Source organism: Escherichia fergusonii ATCC 35469, assembly GCF_000026225.1.
Lineage (GTDB): Bacteria > Pseudomonadota > Gammaproteobacteria > Enterobacterales > Enterobacteriaceae > Escherichia > Escherichia fergusonii.
In genome coordinates this window covers 1289525-1310746 of record NC_011740.1, presented here as the reverse complement: position 1 = coordinate 1310746, position 21222 = coordinate 1289525, and the positions used below count along the sequence as shown (strand labels likewise).

The following is a 21222-nucleotide window of genomic DNA, read 5'->3' as shown; positions in this document are numbered from 1 at the left end:
TGCCGTATGAACGCAGAAACAGCGGACCAGCCGCTGTTTCTTTTTCTTTAAAAACAGGTTGTTACTCGGTTACAATTGTTTCAACTCTTGCAGGGCCCGGATTATACCAGCCCCATCCGCCGTAACCATAGGGCCAGCCACGTCCACCGTAAAACCATGGATCAATTGGCTGCGGCGGCATAATCACCTGTTGAGTGATATGCCAACGTTTGTAACCCGTTACCTGCATAACCATAAATTTATATGGTGCGTTATTTACTTTGCCATCCACTGTACCAGTGATTGGCCCGACAACCGTGACCAGTTGTCCGCGAAAATCGACCGGATCAAGAAAACCGTTCACATCGGCATAAATGCGACCGCGAGAAGATTCTCCCAGAGTTGGTCTTGCTCCGCTGTCCAGCGGGACGGTCGCAATTTCCAGGCGGGTTTTCCCTTGCTGGTTTTGTACCGCAACCACTTTGCCGCCAAAACGCGCCTCCTGACCAACATATAAATCTGGCGCATTCATCACGCGTACCAGATCTTGCTGTGGTGTTGGACTACTGCCTTTAATGGCGTCCGGCACAGTGACACAACCGCTCAGCATGAGCGCAAACGTACCGACCAGTATGCCTTTGATAACATTCTTTTGAACCGCCATGATGCGACTCCTTTTTTCTCAGGGCATACACTTAAGATTCATTCTTTGCCAGGAAGTTTCTTCCACGCGACGTTGTTACGTAAATAAACCGGCTCGGCATGTTCCACCGCCACCGTTTTACCCTCAGTAAACATCTGGCTGGCAATGGGCAACATATCTTCGGCGGCAGGCAGTAATACTTCACCATCGCGCAAAACCAGCCCGCTCTCTTTACCGAGATCCGGCCAGGCTTGCCAGCCTGTCCCTACGGTCACCCATTCGCCGGAAAGCTGTTGCATCCGTTCATGAACGAGTTCTGGTTTGAGTACGGCTTCGGTTTCTTCACCGTGCCAGATGCCGTTTTCATCACGCTGATATTCGGCCCAGTAAACTTCGCCCATTCGCGCGTCAATGGCTGCCAGCACGCGGGTTGCGCCGTTTTTGCGCCACGCCCCTTGCGCCATCGTCATTAGCGTGGAGACGCCAATCATCGGCAGCTCCGCGCCAAGCGCCAGCCCTTGCGCGATGCCAATACCAATGCGCACGCCGGTAAAGCTACCGGGGCCGCGCCCGTAAGCAAGAGCGTTTATGTCAGTCAGGGAAGTTCCGCTGGTGATCAGGATCTCCTGCACCATCGGTAAGATTCGTTGAGTATGTTCACGAGGGCAAAGCTCAAAATGAGCGTTGACAGTACCGTCGTTCCACAGGGCAACAGAGCAGGCCTCTGTCGCGGTATCGATAGCCAGAATTCGCATGGGTCTTCGTGCTTAGATCAATAAAAAGGCGCGCATCATACCATACTCCGTAACAAATTACCTGGAGGATGGTATCGCAAGGAAACGAACCGCACGGGCAATGTCACGGGTGCGCGGCGCGGGCGGCAGGCTGGCAAGGAACGTCGCACCATAAGGGCGCATCACCAGCCGATTATCGCAAATCACCAGCACGCCGCGATCGTCGGCGTCGCGAATCAGTCGCCCTACTCCCTGTTTGAGAGTAATGACGGCATCTGGCAGCTGCACTTCATCGAACGGGTCACCACCGCGCAAACGGCAATCTTCCATGCGCGCTTTTAACAGTGGGTCATCCGGCGAGGTAAACGGCAACTTGTCGATAATCACCAGCGACAGCGTATCACCGCGCACGTCCACACCTTCCCAGAAACTGCTGGTCGCCACAAGCAGCGCGTTACCGGCGCTGACAAACTGCTGTAGCAGTTGGCCTTTGCTGGTTTCCCCCTGCAACAACACGGGAAGCGTCATGGTGGCGCGGAACTGCTCAGCCAGATCGCGCATCATGGCGTGCGAGGTACAAAGCATAAAACAACGACCGTTGTTAGCTTCGATGATCGGTCGCAGCATTGCCGCCAGTTGCCGCGCGGAACCCGGCTGGTTGGTTTGCGGCAGGTTGCGCGGCACACAGAGTAACGCCTGGCGGCTGTAATCAAACGGGCTTGGCAACAGCAACGACTCCGCCTGTTCTATCCCAAGCCGCGAGGTGAAATGGTGCAGATCGTCATTCACAGACAATGTTGCCGAGGTAAAGATCCAGCTACCTGGCTTTTGCGCCATTAACTCTTTGAATTTATCCGCAACGCTTAGCGGCGTCAGCGCGAGAGTGAAATGGCGCGAGGTACATTCGTACCAGTAGCTGTAACCCGGCTGATTAATCTCTTTCAGCCGTTTAAGCCGCGTACGATAAAGGGTGGCGCGTTCAAATGCTGCATCCAGCAAGGCGGAACGCCCCAGTGACAGTTTCGCTACGTCATAACAAAGTTCAAGGGTGTCATCGAGCAGTAAAAATGCCCGCTGAATTTGCGGATTGGCTAACAGTTCGCGCAAATTGCCGCGATAACCTGGCTCACCTAATTGCAGGCGAAAATCCTGCGCGCTCTGGGCAAGACGGTCGGCGCACTTTTGTAACTGCTGGGTATCTTTTAATTCGGTACGGTAGGCGATGGTGATGTCTTTTGCCAGGTCGAGCAGTTGTCGACTGGAGAGTGACTGACCAAAGTACTGGCTGGCAATGTCCGGCAACTGGTGGGCTTCGTCGAAGATCATCACGTCTGCTTCCGGGATAAGTTCGCCAAATCCGCTCTCTTTCACCACCATATCCGCGAGAAACAGATGATGGTTCACCACCACCACATCGGCGTCCATCGCTTTTTTGCGTGCTTTAACCACAAAGCAATCTTTATACATCGGGCAATCGCTGCCAAGACAGTTGTCGTTGGTGCTGGTGACCAACGGCCACGCCTGTGAATCTTCCGCCACGCTGACGCAGGTGCTGATATCACCATCTACCGTCTGATTAGACCAGGAGCGCAGGAGGATCACATCACTTAAGGTTTGTACTGGCAAATCGCCGCCCGCCAGCGCCTGCTGTTCGAGACGTTCGAGGCAGAGGTAGTTTGAGCGCCCTTTCAGCAACGCCACGTTGCCCGTGTATTTCAACGCCTTTGAGACCGTTGGCAAATCGCGGCTGTAGAGCTGATCCTGCAACGCTTTTGAGCCGGTCGAGATAATGACTTTCTTTTTCGCCCGCAGCGCAGGGGCCAGGTAAGCGTAGGTTTTGCCCGTACCGGTTCCTGCTTCCACCACCAGCGGCTGGCTTTTTTCTATCGCCTGGGTGACGGCTACCGCCATCTGTCGCTGTGGTTCACGCGGCTTAAAGCCTGGTATCGCTTTTGCCAGTTGGCCGTCTGGTGCAAAATCGTCTGTCACACTACCCCCTGTTGATTTGAACAGGGATTATGTCAGGGTCGCAGGCTTTATGCCACGGTTGCCTTTCTCTGCAGAAGCGTACTTTGATGAGTAAATAACGTTTTATTTATGTTTAGTCTTTATAATTATCGCAAATAATATTATTTAACAATATCCAGGCATTTTAAATATCACCACAATCTATATATATTTAATCGTCGTGAGATATTTCTTTTTAAAGCTTTATCAATTACCATTTGCAACGGCAAGGAGTAGTTTAATCACACAACTTTCATATGTAATTCAAGGATAAGAGAGTGAAAGAGTATAAAGCCGTCATTTATCAGGAAGGGATGTTAGGGAGTATTCTTTTCGGTGCTTCTAAAGTCGATCCCGTTAAATTTTCAATTTTTCTCAATAAAAATGCCCAGGAAGGATGGCGTGTAATCACAATGGAAAAAGATATGCGTCGTATGCTGTTGTTTTTCCGTCGTGAAGCTTACGTCGTCATCCTCGAAAGAGACCTATGAAAACCACATCAATAATTTGCCTGACTATCCTGGTTCTCTGGTCAGTACTGGCGCTATTTCAACTTTGGGTTACGCCGTTACGCGCAGTCACCTTTGTTAAAATATCTATAACTGCTGGTGTTATTGATGTTATCGTGCTGGTCATTGGCCTCTGTCGCCGTGAGTATTGTGAAGAAAAGCAAATGAAAAAAGATGGTTATATTGATTAATACTCAATAATTCAAGTCGCAGCACATGCCACTCGAAGTATGACGAATATAATTGTCTTTAAGATTAAGCACCCTATACGTAATAAAAAACGATATGGTGCTTTTTTACTTTTATTCACCAATAACTCTAAATAATTCGAGTAGTGCGCACCATTGCTGAGTCTTTTTTAACCAATCAACATAAGCAGCAATGACGAAAAGGTTAAGATATGGCAGTCTTAGTGGTTGATGAATATATCAATGGAGATTCTCATGACCATTATCCGTATCGACGCCGAAGCCCGCTGGTCTGATGTTGTGATCCACAATAACACCCTCTACTACACTGGTGTGCCGGAAAACCTTGACGCCGACGCTTTCGAACAGACTGCCAATACCCTTGCGCAAATCGATGCCGTGCTGGAAAAACAGGGAAGCAGTAAGTCACGCATTCTGGATGCCACCATTTTCCTGGCTGACAAAAGTGATTTTGCAGCAATGAATAAAGCATGGGATGCATGGGTTGTCGCAGGCCATGCTCCGGTGCGCTGCACGGTACAAGCGGGACTGATGAATCCACAGTATAAAGTTGAAATTAAGATTGTTGCTGCGGTTTAAGTTATTCCAGCGCAGAAAATAACCAGATAATACTGACCGATTTTGCAGGATTCGGTCAGTCCTTCGCGAACCCACTCTGTTATCCCTCGTTCCGGGCGCAATAAAACAGGCTTAAACTGTGTCGCGCCTCACTGTGTTCGGCAAAAAACACAGATGTCAACAGACTAGCGCATGATAGATGTTTATAATCCCTTTGATCTTAGAGGCAATTTGAGGTCATATAGACTTATTGATTACGTGGTTAATTTTAAGGATAAGAATATGCCTGCTGTAATAGATAAAGCCCTGGATTTCATTGGTGCCATGGATATATCAGCATCAACGCCAAGTTCTATGAATGAAAGCACTGCAAAGGGAATCTTTAAATGTCTGAAAGATTTGGGAGTACCCGCGAGTGCCGACGACATCATTGCGCGAGGGAACGAGGAAGGATGGAACCCTGAGTTCACACAGAAGATGGTTCGCTGGGCAAAAAAAATGGAGTCTGGTGAGCGTGTGGTGATAAAAAACCCGGAATATTTTACGTCATATATGCATGACGAACTCAAAGCGCTGGTATAGTTTAACTCTCTATCAGCAGAAATCGACATGGACGCTTTCATCTAAATCAGAAAAGCGTCCATTTTTTTGCCATCATACAACTCTCTTGTTCTTCTTTTTATCAGTGCGCCCACTGCAATCTCGCGTGCAAGAAGTACAGTGATAGAGCGGACATATCAATAAAATATCGACGGTGCGATCTCTCCATAATAGAGTTCTGTTTCAGTCATTACTAAAATCCATTTGCCACGCATCTTCCTGAAAACCGGGTCGATTTGCCGCCCACCAGGCTGTGTAAATACAATATCATCATGTTTTTTAAATCGCTGTCCGTCTTGCCTGAACACAGAAAAGGAATAAGATTGTTGATAGCCGTTATCAGCAATGATCCATGGTAAACAAACAGCAAAACAACTCATCCCTTCAACGGGAATTTCATATCGTGTGAAGGTACTATTTTTTATATGAACAAGTTCAAAATCCGCATAATAATAAAACCAAACAGATGCCGCATTATCAACATTTAATGTATAGCAATCAAAAATACAAAACTCATTCTGTTCCCATAAAACATTACCGTAGAGATCATATTTTACCAAACCGTTTTGTCCCATAGGGATCTGCCAGCCATAATTTCCAAAGACACCTTCATCAAAGTAGCTTACCCATATTTCTCCCTTTTCTGTCACACTGACATCCTCGATGCCATCGCCCAATGTAAATCGCCGTACCAGTCTTCCATCCATGGTGTAAATGGCTGCATTTTTCTCCCCCTCGCCATTTTCAAACCGACTCCGGGCACCTACTAATAAAATATGCTGGTTGTCAATAACCTGTATTTTGTGGAAGTTATAAGCATCGTGAATATTAATCTTTCTCGCATAATGAGGCCTTATCCCATATAGCGTAATGTACCAGGTTCTTTCCTCCGTTATTGTCGAAACAAATATCCCCTGGATACGTTCAGGTATCTGATCGACTTCCAGTACAGATATTTGCCCATTAAAACTGACGGAACAAGAAACAAATTCACCGCAAGGCTGATGGCCCATTGCGGTTAAAGGAATATTTATCATTTACTACCTCCTGTATTATGATTTATTATTTTTATCAACAAATCATCCGTGAAAAAATTTACTTAAGTATGTATTACGGCTTTAAATATGACACGGAAACAGCCCATTGCAATAACAGGACCATAATCCCTTCACCGCCCAGGATTGTTGATCCCCCATGACCATACGTTTGCTAATCAACTCAATATCATCAGATATTCTGGCGGAAATATCACTGTTTCCCGTTATACGAAAAGCCAATTTGAAAGATCTCTCACGTAATGTATCTATTACGTTAATTACTTCTTCAGAAAAGACTCTTCGCTGGACGGCATTAAACTCGCACATCCAGCGTTCATCAAATGGTGAGTCGTCTCTGAGATCCAGTGCGCTATCAACATTGATTTGACTTAGAAAAGCAAATAATCCGGTTCCTCATGTGCGACTTTCACGCCCGCCAATGCCACCAGACTCTCCATAATAAATTCCCTCTCATACTTACAACCTGACGCATAACGTTACTCGTCTTCATCCTCAAAACGCGCCACAATTCGTTCGCCAGAGTGGTTGGCACGCAGCTCTTCGGCCACCAGCGCGATTGCCTGGCCGCTGCTCATCCCTTGCGCCATCAGTTCCTGGATCCGCTCGACGGCTTTTTGCTGCTGTTCATGGGTGAGTGAAGGTAAACCTGCAAACATTGTTAACTCCTGCTAAATTGTTGGCGCTAATTATTTCATGCTACCCGGCACATAGCCAGTAGAGTCAGGACTGATGAAGACGTTAACTCCCGCTGTGATTACTTTACCCTGGCGTCAGGACGCCGCTGAATTTTATTTCTCCCGCTTAAGCCACCTGCCATGGGCGATGATTTTACATTCTGGTTATGCCGATCATCCGCATAGTCGCTTCGATATTGTGGTGGCCGAGCCGATTTGCACTTTAACCACTTTCGGTAAAGAAACCGTTGTTAGTGAAGGCGAAAAACGCACAACTACTACCGATGACCCGCTACAGGTGCTCCAGCAGGTGCTGGACCGCACCAACATTTGTCCAACACATAACGAAGATTTGCCATTTCAGGGCGGCGCACTGGGGTTGTTTGGCTACGATCTAGGCCGCCGTTTTGAATCATTGCCTGAAATTGCGGAGCAAGATCTCGATCTGCCTGATATGGCAGTGGGTATCTACGACTGGGCGCTGATTGTCGACCATCAGCGTCAGGTAATTTCTCTGCTCAGCCATTTTGATGTCAATGCCCGCCTGGACTGGCTTGAAAGCCAGCAAATCACGTCAAAACTTGATTTCCAGCTCACTTCTGCCTGGCAATCCAATATGACCCGCGAGCAGTACGGCGAAAAATTTCGCCAGGTACAGGAATATCTGCACAGCGGCGATTGCTATCAGGTGAATCTTGCCCAGCGTTTTCAAGCGACCTATTCTGGTGATGAATGGCAAATATTCGTTCAGCTTAATAAGGCCAACCGCGCGCCATTTAGTGCTTTTTTGCGTCTTGAACAGGGCGCGATTTTAAGCCTTTCGCCAGAGCGGTTTATCCTTTGCGATAATAGTGAAATTCAGACCCGCCCGATTAAAGGCACGCTGCCACGCCTGTCCGACCCTCAGAAAGATAGCAAGCAGGCAGAGAAACTGGCGAACTCCCCCAAAGATCGCGCTGAAAATCTGATGATTGTTGATTTAATGCGTAATGATATCGGTCGCGTTGCCGTAGCCGGTTCGGTAAAAGTACCAGAGCTGTTCGTGGTCGAACCCTTCCCTGCCGTGCATCATCTGGTCAGCACCATAACGGCGCGGCTACCAGAACAGTTACACGCCAGCGATCTGCTGCGCGCGGCTTTCCCAGGAGGCTCAATAACTGGTGCACCGAAAGTACGGGCTATGGAAATTATCGACGAACTGGAACCGCAGCGACGCAACGCCTGGTGTGGCAGCATTGGTTATTTGAGCTTTTGCGGCAACATGGACACCAACATCACCATCCGCACGCTGACGGCGGTTAACGGGCAAATTTACTGTTCCGCTGGCGGTGGTATTGTCGCTGATAGCCAGGAAGAAGCGGAATATCAGGAAACTTTTGATAAAGTTAATAAGATCCTACGTCAACTGGAGAAATAAACGTGGAATACAGTAGCCTGACGCTTGATGATTTTTTATCGCGCTTTCAACTTTTGCGCCCGCAAATTAACAGGGAAACGTTAAATCATCGTCAGGCTGCCGTGTTGATCCCCATTGTACGCCGACCACAGCCAGGGTTATTGCTTACCCAACGCTCCATTCATCTGCGTAAACACGCCGGACAGGTGGCTTTTCCTGGCGGTGCGGTTGATGACACCGACACATCAGTCATTGCCGCCGCGCTTCGCGAAGCTGAAGAAGAGGTTGCTATTCCGCCTTCCTCGGTCGAGGTTATAGGCGTACTACCGCCAGTCGATAGCGTCACTGGCTACCAGGTAACGCCAGTAGTCGGCATTATTCCCCCAGATTTACCCTATCATGCCAGCGAAGATGAAGTATCCGCAGTGTTTGAAATGCCCCTCGCTCAGGCGCTTCATCTGGGCCGTTATCACCCTTTAGATATCTACCGCCGTGGTGATTCACATCGGGTATGGCTTTCCTGGTATGAACACTATTTTGTATGGGGAATGACAGCAGGCATAATTCGTGAGCTGGCGCTGCAAATTGGTGTTAAACCCTGACTATACTTATCTTTACACGCACAAAACACTACTTGAGACAATCATCGCAATATTAGTTAAATCGCGGTTTTTGATTAGTTTAATTCATGTGAATAGTTAAACTGATCGCCGCGTTCCCTCTTACACTATGCGCTGTAATTAGCTCGTTACTGGAAGCCCAGTCACCTTGTCAGGAGTATTATCGTGATTAGTCTATTCGACATGTTTAAGGTGGGGATTGGTCCCTCATCTTCCCATACTGTAGGGCCTATGAAGGCAGGTAAACAGTTCGTCGATGATCTGGTCGAAAAAGGCTTACTGGATAGCGTTACCCGCGTTGCCGTGGACGTTTATGGTTCACTGTCGCTGACGGGTAAAGGCCACCATACCGATATCGCCATTATTATGGGGCTTGCAGGTAACGAACCTGCTACCGTGGATATCGACAGTATTCCCGGTTTTATTCGCGACGTAGAAGAGCGCGAACGTTTGCTGCTGGCACAGGGTCGGCATGAAGTGGATTTTCCGCGTGACAACGGGATGCGTTTTCATAACGGCAACCTGCCGCTGCATGAAAACGGGATGCAGATCCACGCGTATAATGGCGATAAAGTTGTTTACAGCAAAACTTATTATTCCATCGGCGGCGGTTTTATCGTCGATGAAGAACATTTTGGTCATGATGCCGCCAACGAAGTCAGTGTGCCGTATCCGTTCAAATCCGCCACCGAACTGCTGGCTTACTGCAATGAGACCGGTTATTCCCTTTCCGGCCTGGCTATGCAGAATGAGCTGGCATTGCACAGCAAGAAAGAGATCGACGAGTTTTTCGCTCATGTCTGGCAAACCATGCAGGCTTGTATCGATCGCGGCATGAACACCGAAGGGGTATTGCCAGGCCCGCTGCGCGTTCCCCGCCGTGCGTCGGCGCTGCGCCGGATGCTGGTTTCCAGCGATAAACTGTCTAACGATCCGATGAATGTCATCGACTGGGTAAACATGTTTGCGCTGGCGGTGAACGAAGAGAACGCCGCAGGTGGCCGCGTGGTGACTGCACCAACCAACGGTGCTTGTGGTATTGTTCCGGCGGTACTGGCTTACTATGACCACTTTATTGAATCTGTCAGCCCGGATATCTATACCCGCTACTTTATGGCTGCGGGCGCGATTGGCGCACTCTATAAAATGAACGCCTCTATCTCGGGTGCGGAAGTCGGTTGCCAGGGCGAAGTGGGTGTTGCCTGTTCAATGGCTGCTGCGGGTCTTGCAGAACTGCTGGGCGGTAGCCCGGAACAGGTTTGCGTAGCGGCAGAAATTGGCATGGAACACAACCTTGGTTTAACCTGCGACCCGGTTGCTGGACAAGTTCAGGTGCCGTGCATTGAGCGTAATGCCATTGCCTCTGTGAAAGCGATCAATGCCGCACGCATGGCCTTACGCCGCACCAGTGCACCGCGCGTCTCGCTGGATAAGGTCATCGAAACAATGTATGAAACCGGGAAAGATATGAACGCTAAATACCGTGAAACTTCTCGCGGTGGTCTGGCGATTAAAGTCCAGTGTGACTAATACTTTTCCTTCGCCCATCTGCAACGGATGGGCGAATTTACCCCTGCTTTCTCGTCTGCTGTAATTTTCCCCACTACACTTCCACTGTTGCGTCAGGCATTTGTAGCCATACGCTTACAGGGTGGCCCGCATGCAAAAAGCACAACGGATCATTAAAACCTATCGCCGTAATCGAATGATTGTTTGTACAATTTGCGCACTCTTTACGCTTATCACTACATTAAGCGTACGATTTATTTCACAGCGGAACTTAAATCAGCAGCGGGTGGTGATGTTTGCTAATCATGCGGTGGAAGAGCTGGATAACGTCTTGTTTCCTTTGCAATCCGGACGTGATGTCTTGTTACAGTTGATTGGCCTGCCCTGTTCAGTCAGCCATTTGCCTTTGCGCAAACAGGCAGCGAAGTTACAAACCGTGCGATCTATCGGTCTGGTGCAAAATGGTACGCTTTATTGTTCCAGTATTTTTGGCTACCGCAATGTCCCTGTCCGCGAGATTCAGACCGATTTACCAGCCAGGCAGGCTTTACTTCGTTTGACGATAGATCACGTTCTCATTAAAGGCAGTCCGGTACTGATTCAATGGTATCCCTCTGCGGCTAACGCGCAAGACGGGGTGCTGGAGATGATCAATATCGAGTTGTTAACGACAATGTTACTTGAGCCGCAGTCACCACAAATTACCAGCGCCACTCTGACAGTAGCTGATCGCCATTTGCTCTATGCCAATGGTATTGTGGATTCATTGCCACCCCTGAACGACGAAAGGCGCTATCAAGTTTCTTCGCACAATTTTCCTTTCACGATTAGTGTGGATGGCCCCGGCGCTACAGCGTTGGCACTTAAAAATCTCCCCTCACAATTACCTCTGGCGTTATTACTGAGTTTACTTGTGGGTTACATGACCTGGCTGGCGACGGCCCATAGGATGAGTTTTTACCGTGAAATACATCTGGGTCTTGCACAGAGAGAGTTTGAACTGTTTTGCCAGCCTCTGCTTAATGCAAGGAGTCAGCAATGTATCGGCGTTGAAATTTTGTTGCGCTGGAATAATCCACGTCAGGGCTGGATTTCGCCAGATGTCTTTATCCCTATTGCGGAAGAACACCATTTAATTGTGCCACTGACTCGCTACGTGATGATGGAAACTATTCGTCAGCGGCATGTATTTCCAATGAATAACCAGTTTCATATTGGTATTAACGTTGCCCCCAGTCACTTTCGCCGGGGGGTGTTATTAAAAGATCTCAATCAATACTGGTTCAGTGCAAACCCGATTCAGCAGCTCATTCTCGAAATAACAGAGCGTGATGCTTTGCTGGATGTGGATTACCGTATAGCACGTGAGTTGCATCGTAAAAATGTTAAGCTGGCAATTGATGATTTTGGTACGGGCAATAGCTCGTTTTCCTGGCTGGAAACACTACGGCCGGATGTGTTGAAAATTGATAAATCATTCACCGCTGCAATTGGTTCAGATGCCGTTAACTCTACGGTAACCGATATTATTATTGCCCTGGGGCAACGGCTAAATATTGAACTGGTGGCAGAAGGCGTGGAAACCCAACAACAGGCGAAGTATCTACGCCAGCACGGCGTACATATTTTGCAAGGTTATTTATATGCGCAGCCAATGCCACTGCGCGATTTTCCCAAATGGCTGGCAGGAAGCCAGCCCCCGGGCACCCGGCATAACGGGCATGTTACCCCCGTCATGCCATTACGTTAGCGTTACTCGTCTTCGTCGTTGAGCGGTTTATCTTTAACAATACGAACCAAATCAACGCGATAGTCGTTAGCTTCAACAATAGTGATATGCAACGGTCCAACGTCAATCACATCACCAATACGGGGAATGTGACCATTTGCGGCAATCACCAGGCCAGCAACGGTAGCGATATCATCATCGTCATCAACCAGGTGATCTACCGCCAGGGCTTGCTGTAAGGCATGTAAATCCGTTCCGCCTTTAACCAGCCAGCCGTCGCCATCAGTGATAATTTCTGGCGTTTCGTCAGCATCCGGGAACTCACCAGCTATCGCTTCCAGCACATCCAGCGGTGTAACCAGCCCCTGAACTACGCCAAACTCGTTAGTCACGATAACAAAACTACCACGAGCACGGCGCAAAACGCCCAACAGGTTGATTGGGTCGAGAGTTTCTGGCACGACAATGGCCGGAGAAGCCGAAGCAATTGCCGCAACATCCACTCCTTCTTCCAATGCCACCAGCAACTCTTTGGCACGCACAATACCGATGATTTCATCCAGTTCACCGCGACAAACCGGGAACAGACTATGAGGAGAAGAGAGCAATTGCTGACGGATTTCGTCGACACTCAGGTTGGCATCAACCCAACTTATTTCCCCGCGCGGCGTCATAATGCCACGCAGAGAACGTGAAGCCAGAGTCAACACTCCGTTGATCATATACCGTTCTTCTTCCGCAAATGCACCTTCTGGTACCGGTATTGCCACCTGATTGTCGCCATCGTGCTGAACATTTACCTGACGTTTTCCACCCATCAATCGCAAAATGGCATCCGCTGTACGCGCCCGCAAAGGCAAAGTTGACTGGTGGCGAATAAAGTTACGACGTGCAATCTGGTTAAACACTTCGATGATGATCGAGAAACCAATCGCCGCGTACAGGTAACCTTTCGGAATATGGAAGCCGAAACCTTCCGCGACCAGACTCAGACCAATCATCAACAGGAAGCTCAGGCAGAGCACCACAACCGTGGGATGTTGGTTGACGAAACGTGTCAGCGGTTTCGAGGCCAGGAGCATTACAGCCATCGCTATCACGACGGCAGCCATCATTACCGGCAGATGGTTTACCATCCCTACAGCAGTAATTACAGCATCAAGTGAGAACACGGCGTCCAGAATGACAATTTGCGTTACCACTACCCAGAAGCTGGCATAACCTTTGCCATGCCCGGAGTCATGCTCGCGATTCTCCAGCCGTTCATGCAATTCCGTTGTGGCTTTGAACAATAAGAATATCCCCCCCAACAGCATGATCAGGTCACGCCCTGAGAAGGTGAAATCCATTACTGAGAACAGCGGCTTAGTTAGCGTCACCATCCACGAAATAATCGACAACAACGCCAGACGCATGATTAACGCCAGCGATAAACCCAGTAAGCGCGCTTTATCACGCTGTTTTGGTGGCAGTTTGTCGGCAAGAATGGCGATGAAGACCAGATTATCGATCCCGAGAACAATCTCGAGAACGACAAGCGTGAGCAAACCCGCCCATATCGAGGGGTCCATTAAGAATTCCATGACAAGCTCCTGCTTAAGGAATGACAAATTGACGCCAGGATTAACGCAGGCGATACAGCTTTAGGCAAATAAGTAGAGTGGCAAAAGTTGCCAGAATGGCAGGCGTTTTGCGGCCTGAAGATGAAAAGACGTCGGTGACGATCCATACAGCGGGCTACTGCCCTATACTCCTAAGTTATTAAACGGAAGCTAAACATAACAGAGACAATTACTTTTTGGCAAAGATTTACCTTCCTTTGCACTAAGATTTAACAGAGATATTTTGTCTTTCGAAATTTATCTTAATCGAAAGCTGATTTGCGGATCTTCATCACATAAATTAATTTTTTCGATATCTAAAATAAATCCCGCAAATCATATGTTTTCGTTGTATCCCTTATCTGAATCGATTCGAGTATGGACGGCGATTCACAAATACATCTGTACGTTGAGGTGTTAACGATAATAAAGGAGGTAGCAAGTGACCATTGCTATTGTTATAGGCACACATGGTTGGGCTGCAGAGCAGTTGCTTAAAACAGCAGAAATGCTGTTAGGCGAGCAGGAAAACGTCGGCTGGATCGATTTCGTTCCAGGTGAAAATGCCGAAACGTTGATTGAGAAGTACAACGCGCAGTTGGCAAAACTCGACACCAGTAAAGGTGTATTGTTCCTTGTTGATACCTGGGGCGGTAGTCCGTTCAACGCGGCAAGCCGTATCGTGGTTGATAAAGAGCATTATGAAGTTATTGCCGGTGTCAACATCCCCATGTTGGTGGAAACGTTGATGGCTCGTGATGACGATCCGAGTTTTGATGAACTGGTTGCGTTAGCTGTTGAAACCGGACGTGAAGGCGTTAAAGCGCTTAAAGCGAAACCGGCTGAACCTGCAAAAGCGGCCCCGGCCCCTGCTGCTGCACCTAAAGTTGCGGCTCCCGCAAAACCGATGGGACCTAATGACTATATGGTCATCGGGCTTGCCCGTATTGACGACCGACTGATTCATGGTCAGGTTGCTACCCGCTGGACTAAAGAAACAAACGTCTCTCGCATTATTGTTGTCAGTGACGAAGTGGCTGCGGATACCGTACGTAAGACACTTTTGACTCAGGTCGCACCTCCGGGCGTAACAGCTCACGTTGTTGATGTTGCCAAAATGATTCGTGTTTACAACAACCCGAAATATGCCGGCGAACGTGTGATGTTGTTATTCACTAACCCAACAGACGTAGAGCGTCTTGTTGAAGGCGGCGTGAAAATTACCTCTGTTAACGTCGGGGGTATGGCATTCCGTCAGGGTAAAACTCAGGTTAATAACGCCGTTTCGGTAGACGAAAAAGATATCGAAGCGTTTAAGAAACTGAACGAACGCGGTATCGAACTGGAAGTCCGTAAGGTCTCCACCGATCCGAAACTGAAAATGATGGATCTGATCAGCAAAATGGATAAGTAACCATTTTGTTGATTGTTAATCAGCTTTCGAACTTTAGTCTTACGTTAACAGGAGAAGTACAATGGAGATTACCGCTCTTCAGATTGTGCTGATATTTATCGTAGCCTGTGTCGCAGGTATGGGATCTATCCTCGATGAATTTCAGTTCCACCGTCCGCTAATCGCGTGTACCCTGGTGGGTATCGTTCTTGGGGACATGAAAACCGGTATTATTATCGGTGGTACCCTGGAAATGATCGCCCTGGGCTGGATGAACATCGGTGCAGCTGTTGCACCTGACGCCGCGCTGGCTTCTATTATTTCTACCATTCTGGTTATTGCTGGTCATCAGAGCATCGGTGCCGGTATCGCACTGGCTATCCCGCTTGCTGCAGCAGGCCAGGTTCTGACCATTATCGTTCGTACCATCACCGTTGCTTTCCAGCACGCTGCGGATAAGGCGGCTGAAAACGGCAACCTGACAGCGATTTCCTGGATCCATGTTTCTTCTCTGTTCCTGCAAGCAATGCGTGTGGCTATTCCAGCCGTTATCGTTGCGCTGTCTGTTGGTACCAGCGAAGTGCAGAACATGCTGAATGCGATTCCGGAAGTGGTGACCAATGGTCTGAACATTGCCGGTGGTATGATCGTGGTTGTTGGTTATGCGATGGTTATCAACATGATGCGTGCTGGCTACCTGATGCCGTTCTTCTACCTCGGCTTCGTAACCGCAGCATTCACCAACTTTAACCTGGTTGCTCTGGGTGTTATCGGTACCGTTATGGCGGTGCTCTACATTCAGCTTAGCCCGAAATATAACCGCGTCGCCGGTGCGCCAGTTCAGGCTGCTGGTAACAACGATCTCGACAACGAACTGGACTAACAGGTGAGCGAAATGGTTGATACAACTCAAAATACCACCGAGAAAAAACTCACTCAGAGTGATATTCGTGGCGTCTTCCTGCGTTCTAACCTCTTCCAGGGTTCATGGAACTTCGAACGTATGCAGGCGTTGGGCTTCTGCTTCTCTATGGTACCGGCTATTCGCCGTCTCTACCCTGAGAACAACGATGCCCGTAAACAAGCGATTAAACGTCACCTGGAATTCTTTAACACCCAACCCTTCGTGGCTGCGCCAATTCTGGGCGTAACCCTGGCACTGGAAGAGCAGCGTGCTAATGGTGCAGAGATCGACGATGGCGCAATCAACGGTATCAAAGTTGGTCTGATGGGGCCGCTGGCTGGTGTGGGCGATCCAATCTTCTGGGGTACTGTACGTCCGGTATTTGCAGCTCTGGGCGCGGGTATCGCTATGAGCGGAAGCCTGTTAGGGCCGTTGCTGTTCTTTATCCTGTTTAACCTGGTACGTCTGGCAACCCGTTACTATGGCGTGGCATATGGTTACAGTAAAGGACTTGATATCGTTAAAGATATGGGCGGTGGCTTCCTGCAAAAACTGACGGAAGGGGCGTCCATACTCGGCCTGTTTGTCATGGGGGCGCTAGTTAACAAGTGGACGCACGTTAATATCCCGATGGTTGTCTCGCGCATCACTGACCAGACGGGTAAAGAACATGTGACGACTGTTCAAACTATTCTTGATCAGTTAATGCCGGGCCTTGTACCGTTGCTGCTGACTTTCGCCTGTATGTGGCTGCTGCGCAAGAAAGTGAATCCGCTGTGGATCATTGTTGGCTTCTTTGTCATTGGTATCGCCGGTTACGCTTGCGGCCTGCTGGGACTGTAATACTGTTGTACACTACCGGGGCCTTTAGGCCCCGTTTTTTTATCTGGAGGATTAATGACAATCACGGAACTGGTACTGATTCTCTTCATTGCCGCGTTACTCGCCTTTGCCATTTATGATCAGTTCATCATGCCCCGCCGCAATGGCCCCACCCTGCTGGCAATTCCTTTACTCCGACGCGGTCGCATCGACAGTGTTATTTTCGTCGGGCTGATTGTCATTCTTATCTATAACAATGTCACAAATCATGGTGCGCAAATAACCACCTGGTTATTAAGTGCGCTGGCATTAATGGGTTTTTATATTTTCTGGATCCGCGTGCCGAAGATCATCTTTAAACAAAAAGGTTTTTTCTTCGCCAATGTCTGGATTGAATATAGCCGGATAAAGGCGATGAACTTATCGGAAGATGGCGTGCTGGTTATGCAATTAGAACAGCGTCGTTTGTTAATCCGTGTAAGAAATATCGACGATCTTGAAAAAATTTATAAACTTCTCGTTTCCACTCAATAAGTTATAAATTTAGCCCAGGCTATGTTTAGTGTATTTTTAATAATCAGACATAGCTTAGGCTATATTATACCTTCCTTTATTTGTTATTTATTTTAACGTTTTATTGATATATAAATCTAAATGGAAATCGTTATCAACAAAACAATGAGATAATATATTCCAACAGTTGTTTTATATTCTCAAAATATGTTAAGGTTGCGCCCTCATTTGGGGAGTAGCCAATTTCCATTTTATGGAAATGTACGTGTCAACATACTCGTTGCAAAACGTGGCACGTACGGACTGAAAAGTTCAGTCAGGCGAGACCATATGCACATCAATCGCTATGTCTGTCTGTATGCTGACGCGGCAATTCCGCTCATCGTGCAACATGCATGTTTGCTGGGGGCGATGGTGTGTTTTATGGATACCCCGGTCAGGATGTTGTCATGAATATCACTGCTACTGTTCTACTTGCGTTTGGCATGTCAATGGATGCTTTTGCGGCGTCGATTGGCAAAGGTGCCACACTCCATAAGCCGAAGTTCTCAGAAGCACTGCGTACAGGCCTAATTTTTGGTGCTGTAGAAACGCTTACGCCCCTAATTGGTTGGGGCATGGGAATGTTAGCCAGCCGCTTTGTCCTCGAATGGAATCACTGGATTGCCTTTGTTTTGCTAATCTTCCTTGGTGGACGAATGATCATTGAAGGCATTCGCGGTGGTGACGATGAAGATGAAGAACCGCGTCGCCGGCATGGATTCTGGCTACTGGTAACCACTGCTATCGCCACTAGTCTGGATGCTATGGCCGTAGGTGTTGGTCTGGCCTTCCTGCAAGTCAACATTATCGCCACTGCGTTGGCAATTGGCTGTGCAACGCTGATTATGTCAACCTTAGGTATGATGGTTGGACGCTTTATCGGACCGATTCTTGGCAAAAAAGCTGAAATTCTGGGTGGGCTGGTACTGATAGGTATCGGCGTCCAGATCCTCTGGACGCATTTCCACGGTTAATTCGACCGCTGCCAGATGTGAAGATTAAAATCCGTCTGGCAGTCAAATATAGCTTTGGTAGCTAACTCTTCCCATACTTCTGTCTTCGCGCGCCACGCAAATGGTGTCATCTGAAGTAACGCAACCGCTTCACTGCCTTTCAAATGCATTGGGTAGCTTAATGAAATCCCCTTCACCAAATTGAAACCTTCCAGTACTTCTGTATGTGGATCGTGTAACCGTACCTGTTCATAAATAAGTCCTTTCAGTTCCATTAAGTGGTGTGGACCAGGCGTTGCAGTGATCACTAATCCACCGGGTTTTACCACTCGCGCTAACTCTTCAGCTTTGCAGGGTGCATAAATGCGAATAATTGCGTCCATACAGGCATCAGCAAACGGTAACCGATGACTGGAGGCCACGCAAAATTTGACTTGTGAATAACGCTTCGCTGCAGCTCTGATAGCGACCTTAGAGACATCCAACCCATAAGTCGTAACTGCGGGAACCGCATCTGCAAATGCGTGCGTGTAATACCCTTCCCCACAACCAATATCCAGAATTGCACTGGCGTTTTTGCTCAGTTGTTCAGTCAGGATGGCGACAATCGCTTCACGCAAAGGAAGATAATGTCCGGCATCGAGAAAAGCCCGTCGAGCCTGCATCATTTCCGCACTATCGCCAGGATCACGAGAACGCTTATGTTGTACAGGCAGCAGATTCACATATCCCTCTTTCGCTACATCAAACTGGTGTCGCAGTGGGCAAACATAGCTGGTTTGAGTTTGAGTAAGAGACTGATGACATAATGGACAGGAAAACGACATGGCTACTCCGGCAGTATACTAAAGGCCGCAAGTTTAGCGCGATTAACGGGTCCGGCAAACAACAACCCACTGGATACAGATGTTAAAAAGCCTCGCACTGGCGAGGCTTTATAGCTGAGATTGATGCGTCTTAACGCCTCAAATCAGTGGTTTCGATCAGATAGCTGTTACGTTAACAGCAGCCGGACCTTTCTGGCCGTCCTGAATTTCGAACTCAACGTTCTGGCCTTCTGCCAGAGTTTTGAAGCCATTACCCTGAATAGCAGAGAAGTGTACGAATACGTCTTTGCTACCATCTGCCGGAGTAATGAAGCCAAAACCTTTTGACTCGTTGAACCACTTAACTTGACCTTTAATCTTTGCCATTTGCAAAATTCCTTAGAGTATATTCTTCGCCCGCAGGCTTAACATAGATAAAACTGAGACATTACTGCATGAGGCACTAATATAAGGTTCGGCAGAGAAGCGGTATTCAACGTCAACGTGTTTACTCTGGACTTCTTTACTGAAAATGCCACACATAAACAGAACTGTACCTCGTTTAACCCAAAACGTGTTATCACATACAACGTTAATTATGGCAAGCCATTTTTAAACGTGTCTCGATCAGCCGCACAAATTCCAGGTAATTTTTTGCAGACTAACGCACACTTATGCGTCAGGGCACGACCTGATATATTTGTCCGTTACTTCTTTTGCATGTCAGGGAATGACCTGAGCAAGCACTTTTTTACCATAGCTCAATAACTTCGCCTCTTCCAGGCTAAGTGTTCAACTTCTCGCCAGAGCTCACACATATCACTTTTTATGCTATAGATTGCATAATTTGTCATAACAACAGTAATCGTTTTTCTTTAAACTCACGTTAGTTATGTTTTTTCATTTCTGATTAACTATCATCAGAAAATGTTATCTTTTTATCGCATTGAATAATGAACCTATGATGACATTACTCGAAAAAAGTGAGAGAAACGTTTCGCAAATAATTAAATGACAGGAATCACAATTTGGGCATAATCATAATAATGTGTTATGGCGAGATATTATTGGAATCTGGATCGCAAAAGATAGAACGTGGAGTAAATTAACCCGATGACACTTTCAACCAACATATTTTCTGTTGCACTGAATTAGTGCATTTTACTTTTTGTCCGGGAAATATAGGAACCTGCCCCAACAAATCTAATTGTTGCAGGCAGTTTAGAAACACGCAGAGCGGAAAACCGGTACGTATGCGCAGTAAGTGACTATTTAGCTCATTGCCCAGGGCCCAGGTGGCAAATAAAATCGACTATCCAGGTTGGGCTCTATGTCGCTCATTGATATCGAGCGACTTTAACCAAGGCATTAGCGCTCTGCGACTAAGCGGATAATGTCATCTCGATCTTCTTCATCATTCGATTCAGAAGATGCTTCTGGTGCCTTTTCCGGCTCGTTAGCTTCGCATAATCTGCGCAGCAAGGCATTTTGTCGTTTTTGCTGATCCAGCATCGCTTCAAGTAGCTCAATTTGTTCGTTTGTCCGGGAGCTTGCCCGGTTAACAAAGAACCACAAAACCAGACCAATGGCCAGTACAACCACCGACACAATCAAAGACGCAAAGTTAAGTACGCCTGAATTTAATACTTCGTTCATTTCACACCTCGCTGTAGACGCAACATTCTACCACCGCCACACCGGAAGGAAATCAACAGATGCAAAAAGAGGATTACCAGGGGATAAATTTATTGATCGCACAAATTCCGCTGAAAAATTGCACATCCTGATCGCACATGATGTTTATCACCTGCGCCCAAAGCACCAGACAGGCAAGCACAACTACGATCAGAACAAGCCACCGAAACTTTTTCACTTCATGCTCCATATCAACAAACTACTCCTCTACGCTAGCACGACAAACTTAAACCGAGGCTAACTGTAACCAAAGTGTTTTTCGGAATTA

26 protein-coding genes are annotated in these 21222 nt (G+C 47.8%); 14 read left to right on the top strand and 12 right to left on the bottom strand.

Annotated elements, in window-relative coordinates; translation table 11 throughout:
* Positions 1–61: 61 nt before the first annotated feature.
* Genes yeaY through EFER_RS06435 form a run of 3 tightly spaced genes read right to left on the bottom strand, consistent with a single transcriptional unit; the run spans position 62 to position 3345 of the window.
* Positions 62–643, bottom strand: a complete 582-nt coding sequence (gene yeaY / locus EFER_RS06445; RefSeq protein WP_000290586.1) for a Slp family lipoprotein YeaY — start codon at positions 641–643, stop codon at positions 62–64.
* A 38-nt stretch (positions 644–681) separates the two neighbouring features.
* The gene (gene tsaB / locus EFER_RS06440; protein WP_001221006.1) at positions 682–1377 is read right to left on the bottom strand and encodes a tRNA (adenosine(37)-N6)-threonylcarbamoyltransferase complex dimerization subunit type 1 TsaB; all 696 of its coding nucleotides are present in this window, start codon (positions 1375–1377) and stop codon (positions 682–684) included.
* Positions 1378–1434: 57 nt separating this feature from the next.
* A complete protein-coding gene (locus EFER_RS06435) occupies positions 1435–3345 on the bottom strand; it encodes an ATP-dependent DNA helicase (protein ID WP_000128869.1) in 1911 nt (636 codons plus the stop codon).
* 296 nt (positions 3346–3641) lie between these two features.
* Between EFER_RS06435 and EFER_RS06430 the strand changes: the two genes are divergently transcribed.
* The 4 genes from EFER_RS06430 to EFER_RS06415 all read left to right on the top strand — a co-directional run bounded on the left by EFER_RS06430 (position 3642) and on the right by EFER_RS06415 (position 5221).
* Complete coding sequence (locus EFER_RS06430) at positions 3642–3854, top strand: DUF4177 domain-containing protein (protein ID WP_000666189.1); 213 nt, start codon at positions 3642–3644, stop codon at positions 3852–3854.
* Positions 3851–4063 (top strand): hypothetical protein, encoded by a 213-nt coding sequence (locus EFER_RS06425; protein WP_000859107.1) that lies wholly within the window; start codon positions 3851–3853, stop codon positions 4061–4063. Before EFER_RS06430 ends, EFER_RS06425 begins: the two co-directional genes overlap by 4 nt.
* Before the next feature lie 252 nt (positions 4064–4315).
* On the top strand, positions 4316–4660 hold the full coding sequence (locus EFER_RS06420) for a RidA family protein (RefSeq protein WP_000152605.1): 345 nt from the start codon (positions 4316–4318) through the stop codon (positions 4658–4660).
* Between the two features lie 261 nt (positions 4661–4921).
* Positions 4922–5221: a DUF1889 family protein gene (locus EFER_RS06415; protein ID WP_002432110.1), complete on the top strand. Its 300-nt coding sequence runs from the start codon at positions 4922–4924 to the stop codon at positions 5219–5221.
* Between the two features lie 155 nt (positions 5222–5376).
* Here EFER_RS06415 and EFER_RS06410 read toward each other — a convergent pair whose 3' ends face one another.
* Both EFER_RS06410 and EFER_RS06405 read right to left on the bottom strand, forming a co-directional pair.
* A complete protein-coding gene (locus tag EFER_RS06410) occupies positions 5377–6276 on the bottom strand; it encodes a hypothetical protein (RefSeq protein ID WP_000608284.1) in 900 nt (299 codons plus the stop codon).
* Between the two features lie 497 nt (positions 6277–6773).
* Positions 6774–6953: a YoaH family protein gene (locus EFER_RS06405; RefSeq protein WP_000457334.1), complete on the bottom strand. Its 180-nt coding sequence runs from the start codon at positions 6951–6953 to the stop codon at positions 6774–6776.
* A gap of 73 nt (positions 6954–7026) precedes the next feature.
* Between EFER_RS06405 and pabB the strand changes: the two genes are divergently transcribed.
* The 4 genes from pabB (at position 7027) to EFER_RS06385 (ending at position 12246) form a co-directional block, all read left to right on the top strand.
* A complete protein-coding gene (gene pabB, locus EFER_RS06400) occupies positions 7027–8388 on the top strand; it encodes an aminodeoxychorismate synthase component 1 (protein WP_000855131.1) in 1362 nt (453 codons plus the stop codon).
* A 2-nt stretch (positions 8389–8390) separates the two neighbouring features.
* On the top strand, positions 8391–8969 hold the full coding sequence (locus EFER_RS06395) for a CoA pyrophosphatase (protein WP_000456805.1): 579 nt from the start codon (positions 8391–8393) through the stop codon (positions 8967–8969).
* Positions 8970–9152: 183 nt separating this feature from the next.
* Positions 9153–10517 carry an L-serine ammonia-lyase gene (sdaA, locus tag EFER_RS06390; RefSeq protein ID WP_015953349.1) on the top strand — a complete coding sequence of 455 codons (1365 nt, stop codon included), beginning with the start codon at positions 9153–9155 and terminating at the stop codon, positions 10515–10517.
* A gap of 130 nt (positions 10518–10647) precedes the next feature.
* On the top strand, positions 10648–12246 hold the full coding sequence (locus tag EFER_RS06385; protein ID WP_002431580.1) for an EAL domain-containing protein: 1599 nt from the start codon (positions 10648–10650) through the stop codon (positions 12244–12246).
* A gap of 2 nt (positions 12247–12248) precedes the next feature.
* On the opposite strand, the gene yoaE is transcribed toward EFER_RS06385, so the two are convergent.
* Together yoaE and EFER_RS24815 are read right to left on the bottom strand one after the other, a co-directional pair.
* A complete protein-coding gene (gene yoaE, locus EFER_RS06380) occupies positions 12249–13808 on the bottom strand; it encodes a CNNM family cation transport protein YoaE (RefSeq protein ID WP_000394965.1) in 1560 nt (519 codons plus the stop codon).
* Positions 13796–13954 (bottom strand): protein YoaL, encoded by a 159-nt coding sequence (locus EFER_RS24815; RefSeq protein ID WP_370918230.1) that lies wholly within the window; start codon positions 13952–13954, stop codon positions 13796–13798. The genes yoaE and EFER_RS24815 overlap by 13 nt, the downstream gene beginning before the upstream one ends.
* A 314-nt stretch (positions 13955–14268) precedes the next feature.
* Here EFER_RS24815 and manX point away from each other — a divergent pair, with 314 nt between their 5' ends.
* From manX to mntP, 6 genes are all read left to right on the top strand, one after another.
* The gene (manX, locus tag EFER_RS06370) at positions 14269–15240 is read left to right on the top strand and encodes a PTS mannose transporter subunit IIAB (protein ID WP_000150517.1); all 972 of its coding nucleotides are present in this window, start codon (positions 14269–14271) and stop codon (positions 15238–15240) included.
* 61 nt (positions 15241–15301) lie between these two features.
* The gene (gene manY / locus EFER_RS06365; protein WP_000406455.1) at positions 15302–16102 is read left to right on the top strand and encodes a PTS mannose transporter subunit IIC; all 801 of its coding nucleotides are present in this window, start codon (positions 15302–15304) and stop codon (positions 16100–16102) included.
* 12 nt (positions 16103–16114) lie between these two features.
* On the top strand, positions 16115–16966 hold the full coding sequence (gene manZ / locus EFER_RS06360) for a PTS mannose transporter subunit IID (protein WP_002431581.1): 852 nt from the start codon (positions 16115–16117) through the stop codon (positions 16964–16966).
* Positions 16967–17020: 54 nt separating this feature from the next.
* Positions 17021–17479, top strand: a complete 459-nt coding sequence (locus EFER_RS06355) for a DUF986 family protein (protein ID WP_000156309.1) — start codon at positions 17021–17023, stop codon at positions 17477–17479.
* 309 nt (positions 17480–17788) lie between these two features.
* Positions 17789–17911 (top strand): hypothetical protein, encoded by a 123-nt coding sequence (locus EFER_RS24725; protein WP_024256429.1) that lies wholly within the window; start codon positions 17789–17791, stop codon positions 17909–17911.
* Positions 17908–18474 carry a manganese efflux pump MntP gene (gene mntP / locus EFER_RS06345; protein ID WP_002431582.1) on the top strand — a complete coding sequence of 189 codons (567 nt, stop codon included), beginning with the start codon at positions 17908–17910 and terminating at the stop codon, positions 18472–18474. Before EFER_RS24725 ends, mntP begins: the two co-directional genes overlap by 4 nt.
* Here mntP and rlmA read toward each other — a convergent pair.
* The 5 genes from rlmA to mgrB form a co-directional block, all read right to left on the bottom strand.
* Entirely contained in the window at positions 18471–19280 is an 810-nt protein-coding gene (rlmA, locus tag EFER_RS06340; RefSeq protein WP_000010151.1) for a 23S rRNA (guanine(745)-N(1))-methyltransferase, read from the bottom strand. The genes mntP and rlmA overlap by 4 nt on opposite strands.
* Before the next feature lie 156 nt (positions 19281–19436).
* Positions 19437–19646: a transcription antiterminator/RNA stability regulator CspE gene (gene cspE, locus EFER_RS06335; RefSeq protein WP_001062678.1), complete on the bottom strand. Its 210-nt coding sequence runs from the start codon at positions 19644–19646 to the stop codon at positions 19437–19439.
* A 12-nt stretch (positions 19647–19658) separates the two neighbouring features.
* Positions 19659–19802, bottom strand: coding sequence for a DUF2627 domain-containing protein (locus EFER_RS06330; RefSeq protein WP_015953346.1), 144 nt, complete (start codon positions 19800–19802; stop codon positions 19659–19661).
* 825 nt (positions 19803–20627) lie between these two features.
* A complete protein-coding gene (locus tag EFER_RS06320) occupies positions 20628–20915 on the bottom strand; it encodes a YebO family protein (RefSeq protein ID WP_001006711.1) in 288 nt (95 codons plus the stop codon).
* A 73-nt stretch (positions 20916–20988) separates the two neighbouring features.
* Positions 20989–21132 carry a PhoP/PhoQ regulatory lipoprotein MgrB gene (gene mgrB, locus EFER_RS06315; protein WP_024256427.1) on the bottom strand — a complete coding sequence of 48 codons (144 nt, stop codon included), beginning with the start codon at positions 21130–21132 and terminating at the stop codon, positions 20989–20991.
* Positions 21133–21222 lie beyond the last annotated feature (90 nt).

Coding starts and splice junctions, on each gene's coding strand:
- yeaY (WP_000290586.1), bottom strand. CDS start 643: ATGGCGGTTCAAAAGAATGTTATCAAAGGCATACTGGTCGGTACGTTT.
- tsaB (WP_001221006.1), bottom strand. CDS start 1,377: ATGCGAATTCTGGCTATCGATACCGCGACAGAGGCCTGCTCTGTTGCC.
- EFER_RS06425 (WP_000859107.1), top strand. CDS start 3,851: ATGAAAACCACATCAATAATTTGCCTGACTATCCTGGTTCTCTGGTCA.
- EFER_RS06420 (WP_000152605.1), top strand. CDS start 4,316: ATGACCATTATCCGTATCGACGCCGAAGCCCGCTGGTCTGATGTTGTG.
- EFER_RS06415 (WP_002432110.1), top strand. CDS start 4,922: ATGCCTGCTGTAATAGATAAAGCCCTGGATTTCATTGGTGCCATGGAT.
- EFER_RS06410 (WP_000608284.1), bottom strand. CDS start 6,276: ATGATAAATATTCCTTTAACCGCAATGGGCCATCAGCCTTGCGGTGAA.
- EFER_RS06405 (WP_000457334.1), bottom strand. CDS start 6,953: ATGTTTGCAGGTTTACCTTCACTCACCCATGAACAGCAGCAAAAAGCC.
- pabB (WP_000855131.1), top strand. CDS start 7,027: ATGAAGACGTTAACTCCCGCTGTGATTACTTTACCCTGGCGTCAGGAC.
- EFER_RS06385 (WP_002431580.1), top strand. CDS start 10,648: ATGCAAAAAGCACAACGGATCATTAAAACCTATCGCCGTAATCGAATG.
- yoaE (WP_000394965.1), bottom strand. CDS start 13,808: ATGGAATTCTTAATGGACCCCTCGATATGGGCGGGTTTGCTCACGCTT.
- EFER_RS24815 (WP_370918230.1), bottom strand. CDS start 13,954: ATGGATCGTCACCGACGTCTTTTCATCTTCAGGCCGCAAAACGCCTGC.
- manY (WP_000406455.1), top strand. CDS start 15,302: ATGGAGATTACCGCTCTTCAGATTGTGCTGATATTTATCGTAGCCTGT.
- manZ (WP_002431581.1), top strand. CDS start 16,115: ATGGTTGATACAACTCAAAATACCACCGAGAAAAAACTCACTCAGAGT.
- EFER_RS06355 (WP_000156309.1), top strand. CDS start 17,021: ATGACAATCACGGAACTGGTACTGATTCTCTTCATTGCCGCGTTACTC.
- EFER_RS24725 (WP_024256429.1), top strand. CDS start 17,789: ATGCACATCAATCGCTATGTCTGTCTGTATGCTGACGCGGCAATTCCG.
- mntP (WP_002431582.1), top strand. CDS start 17,908: ATGAATATCACTGCTACTGTTCTACTTGCGTTTGGCATGTCAATGGAT.
- rlmA (WP_000010151.1), bottom strand. CDS start 19,280: ATGTCGTTTTCCTGTCCATTATGTCATCAGTCTCTTACTCAAACTCAA.
- cspE (WP_001062678.1), bottom strand. CDS start 19,646: ATGGCAAAGATTAAAGGTCAAGTTAAGTGGTTCAACGAGTCAAAAGGT.
- EFER_RS06330 (WP_015953346.1), bottom strand. CDS start 19,802: ATGTGTGGCATTTTCAGTAAAGAAGTCCAGAGTAAACACGTTGACGTT.
- EFER_RS06320 (WP_001006711.1), bottom strand. CDS start 20,915: ATGAACGAAGTATTAAATTCAGGCGTACTTAACTTTGCGTCTTTGATT.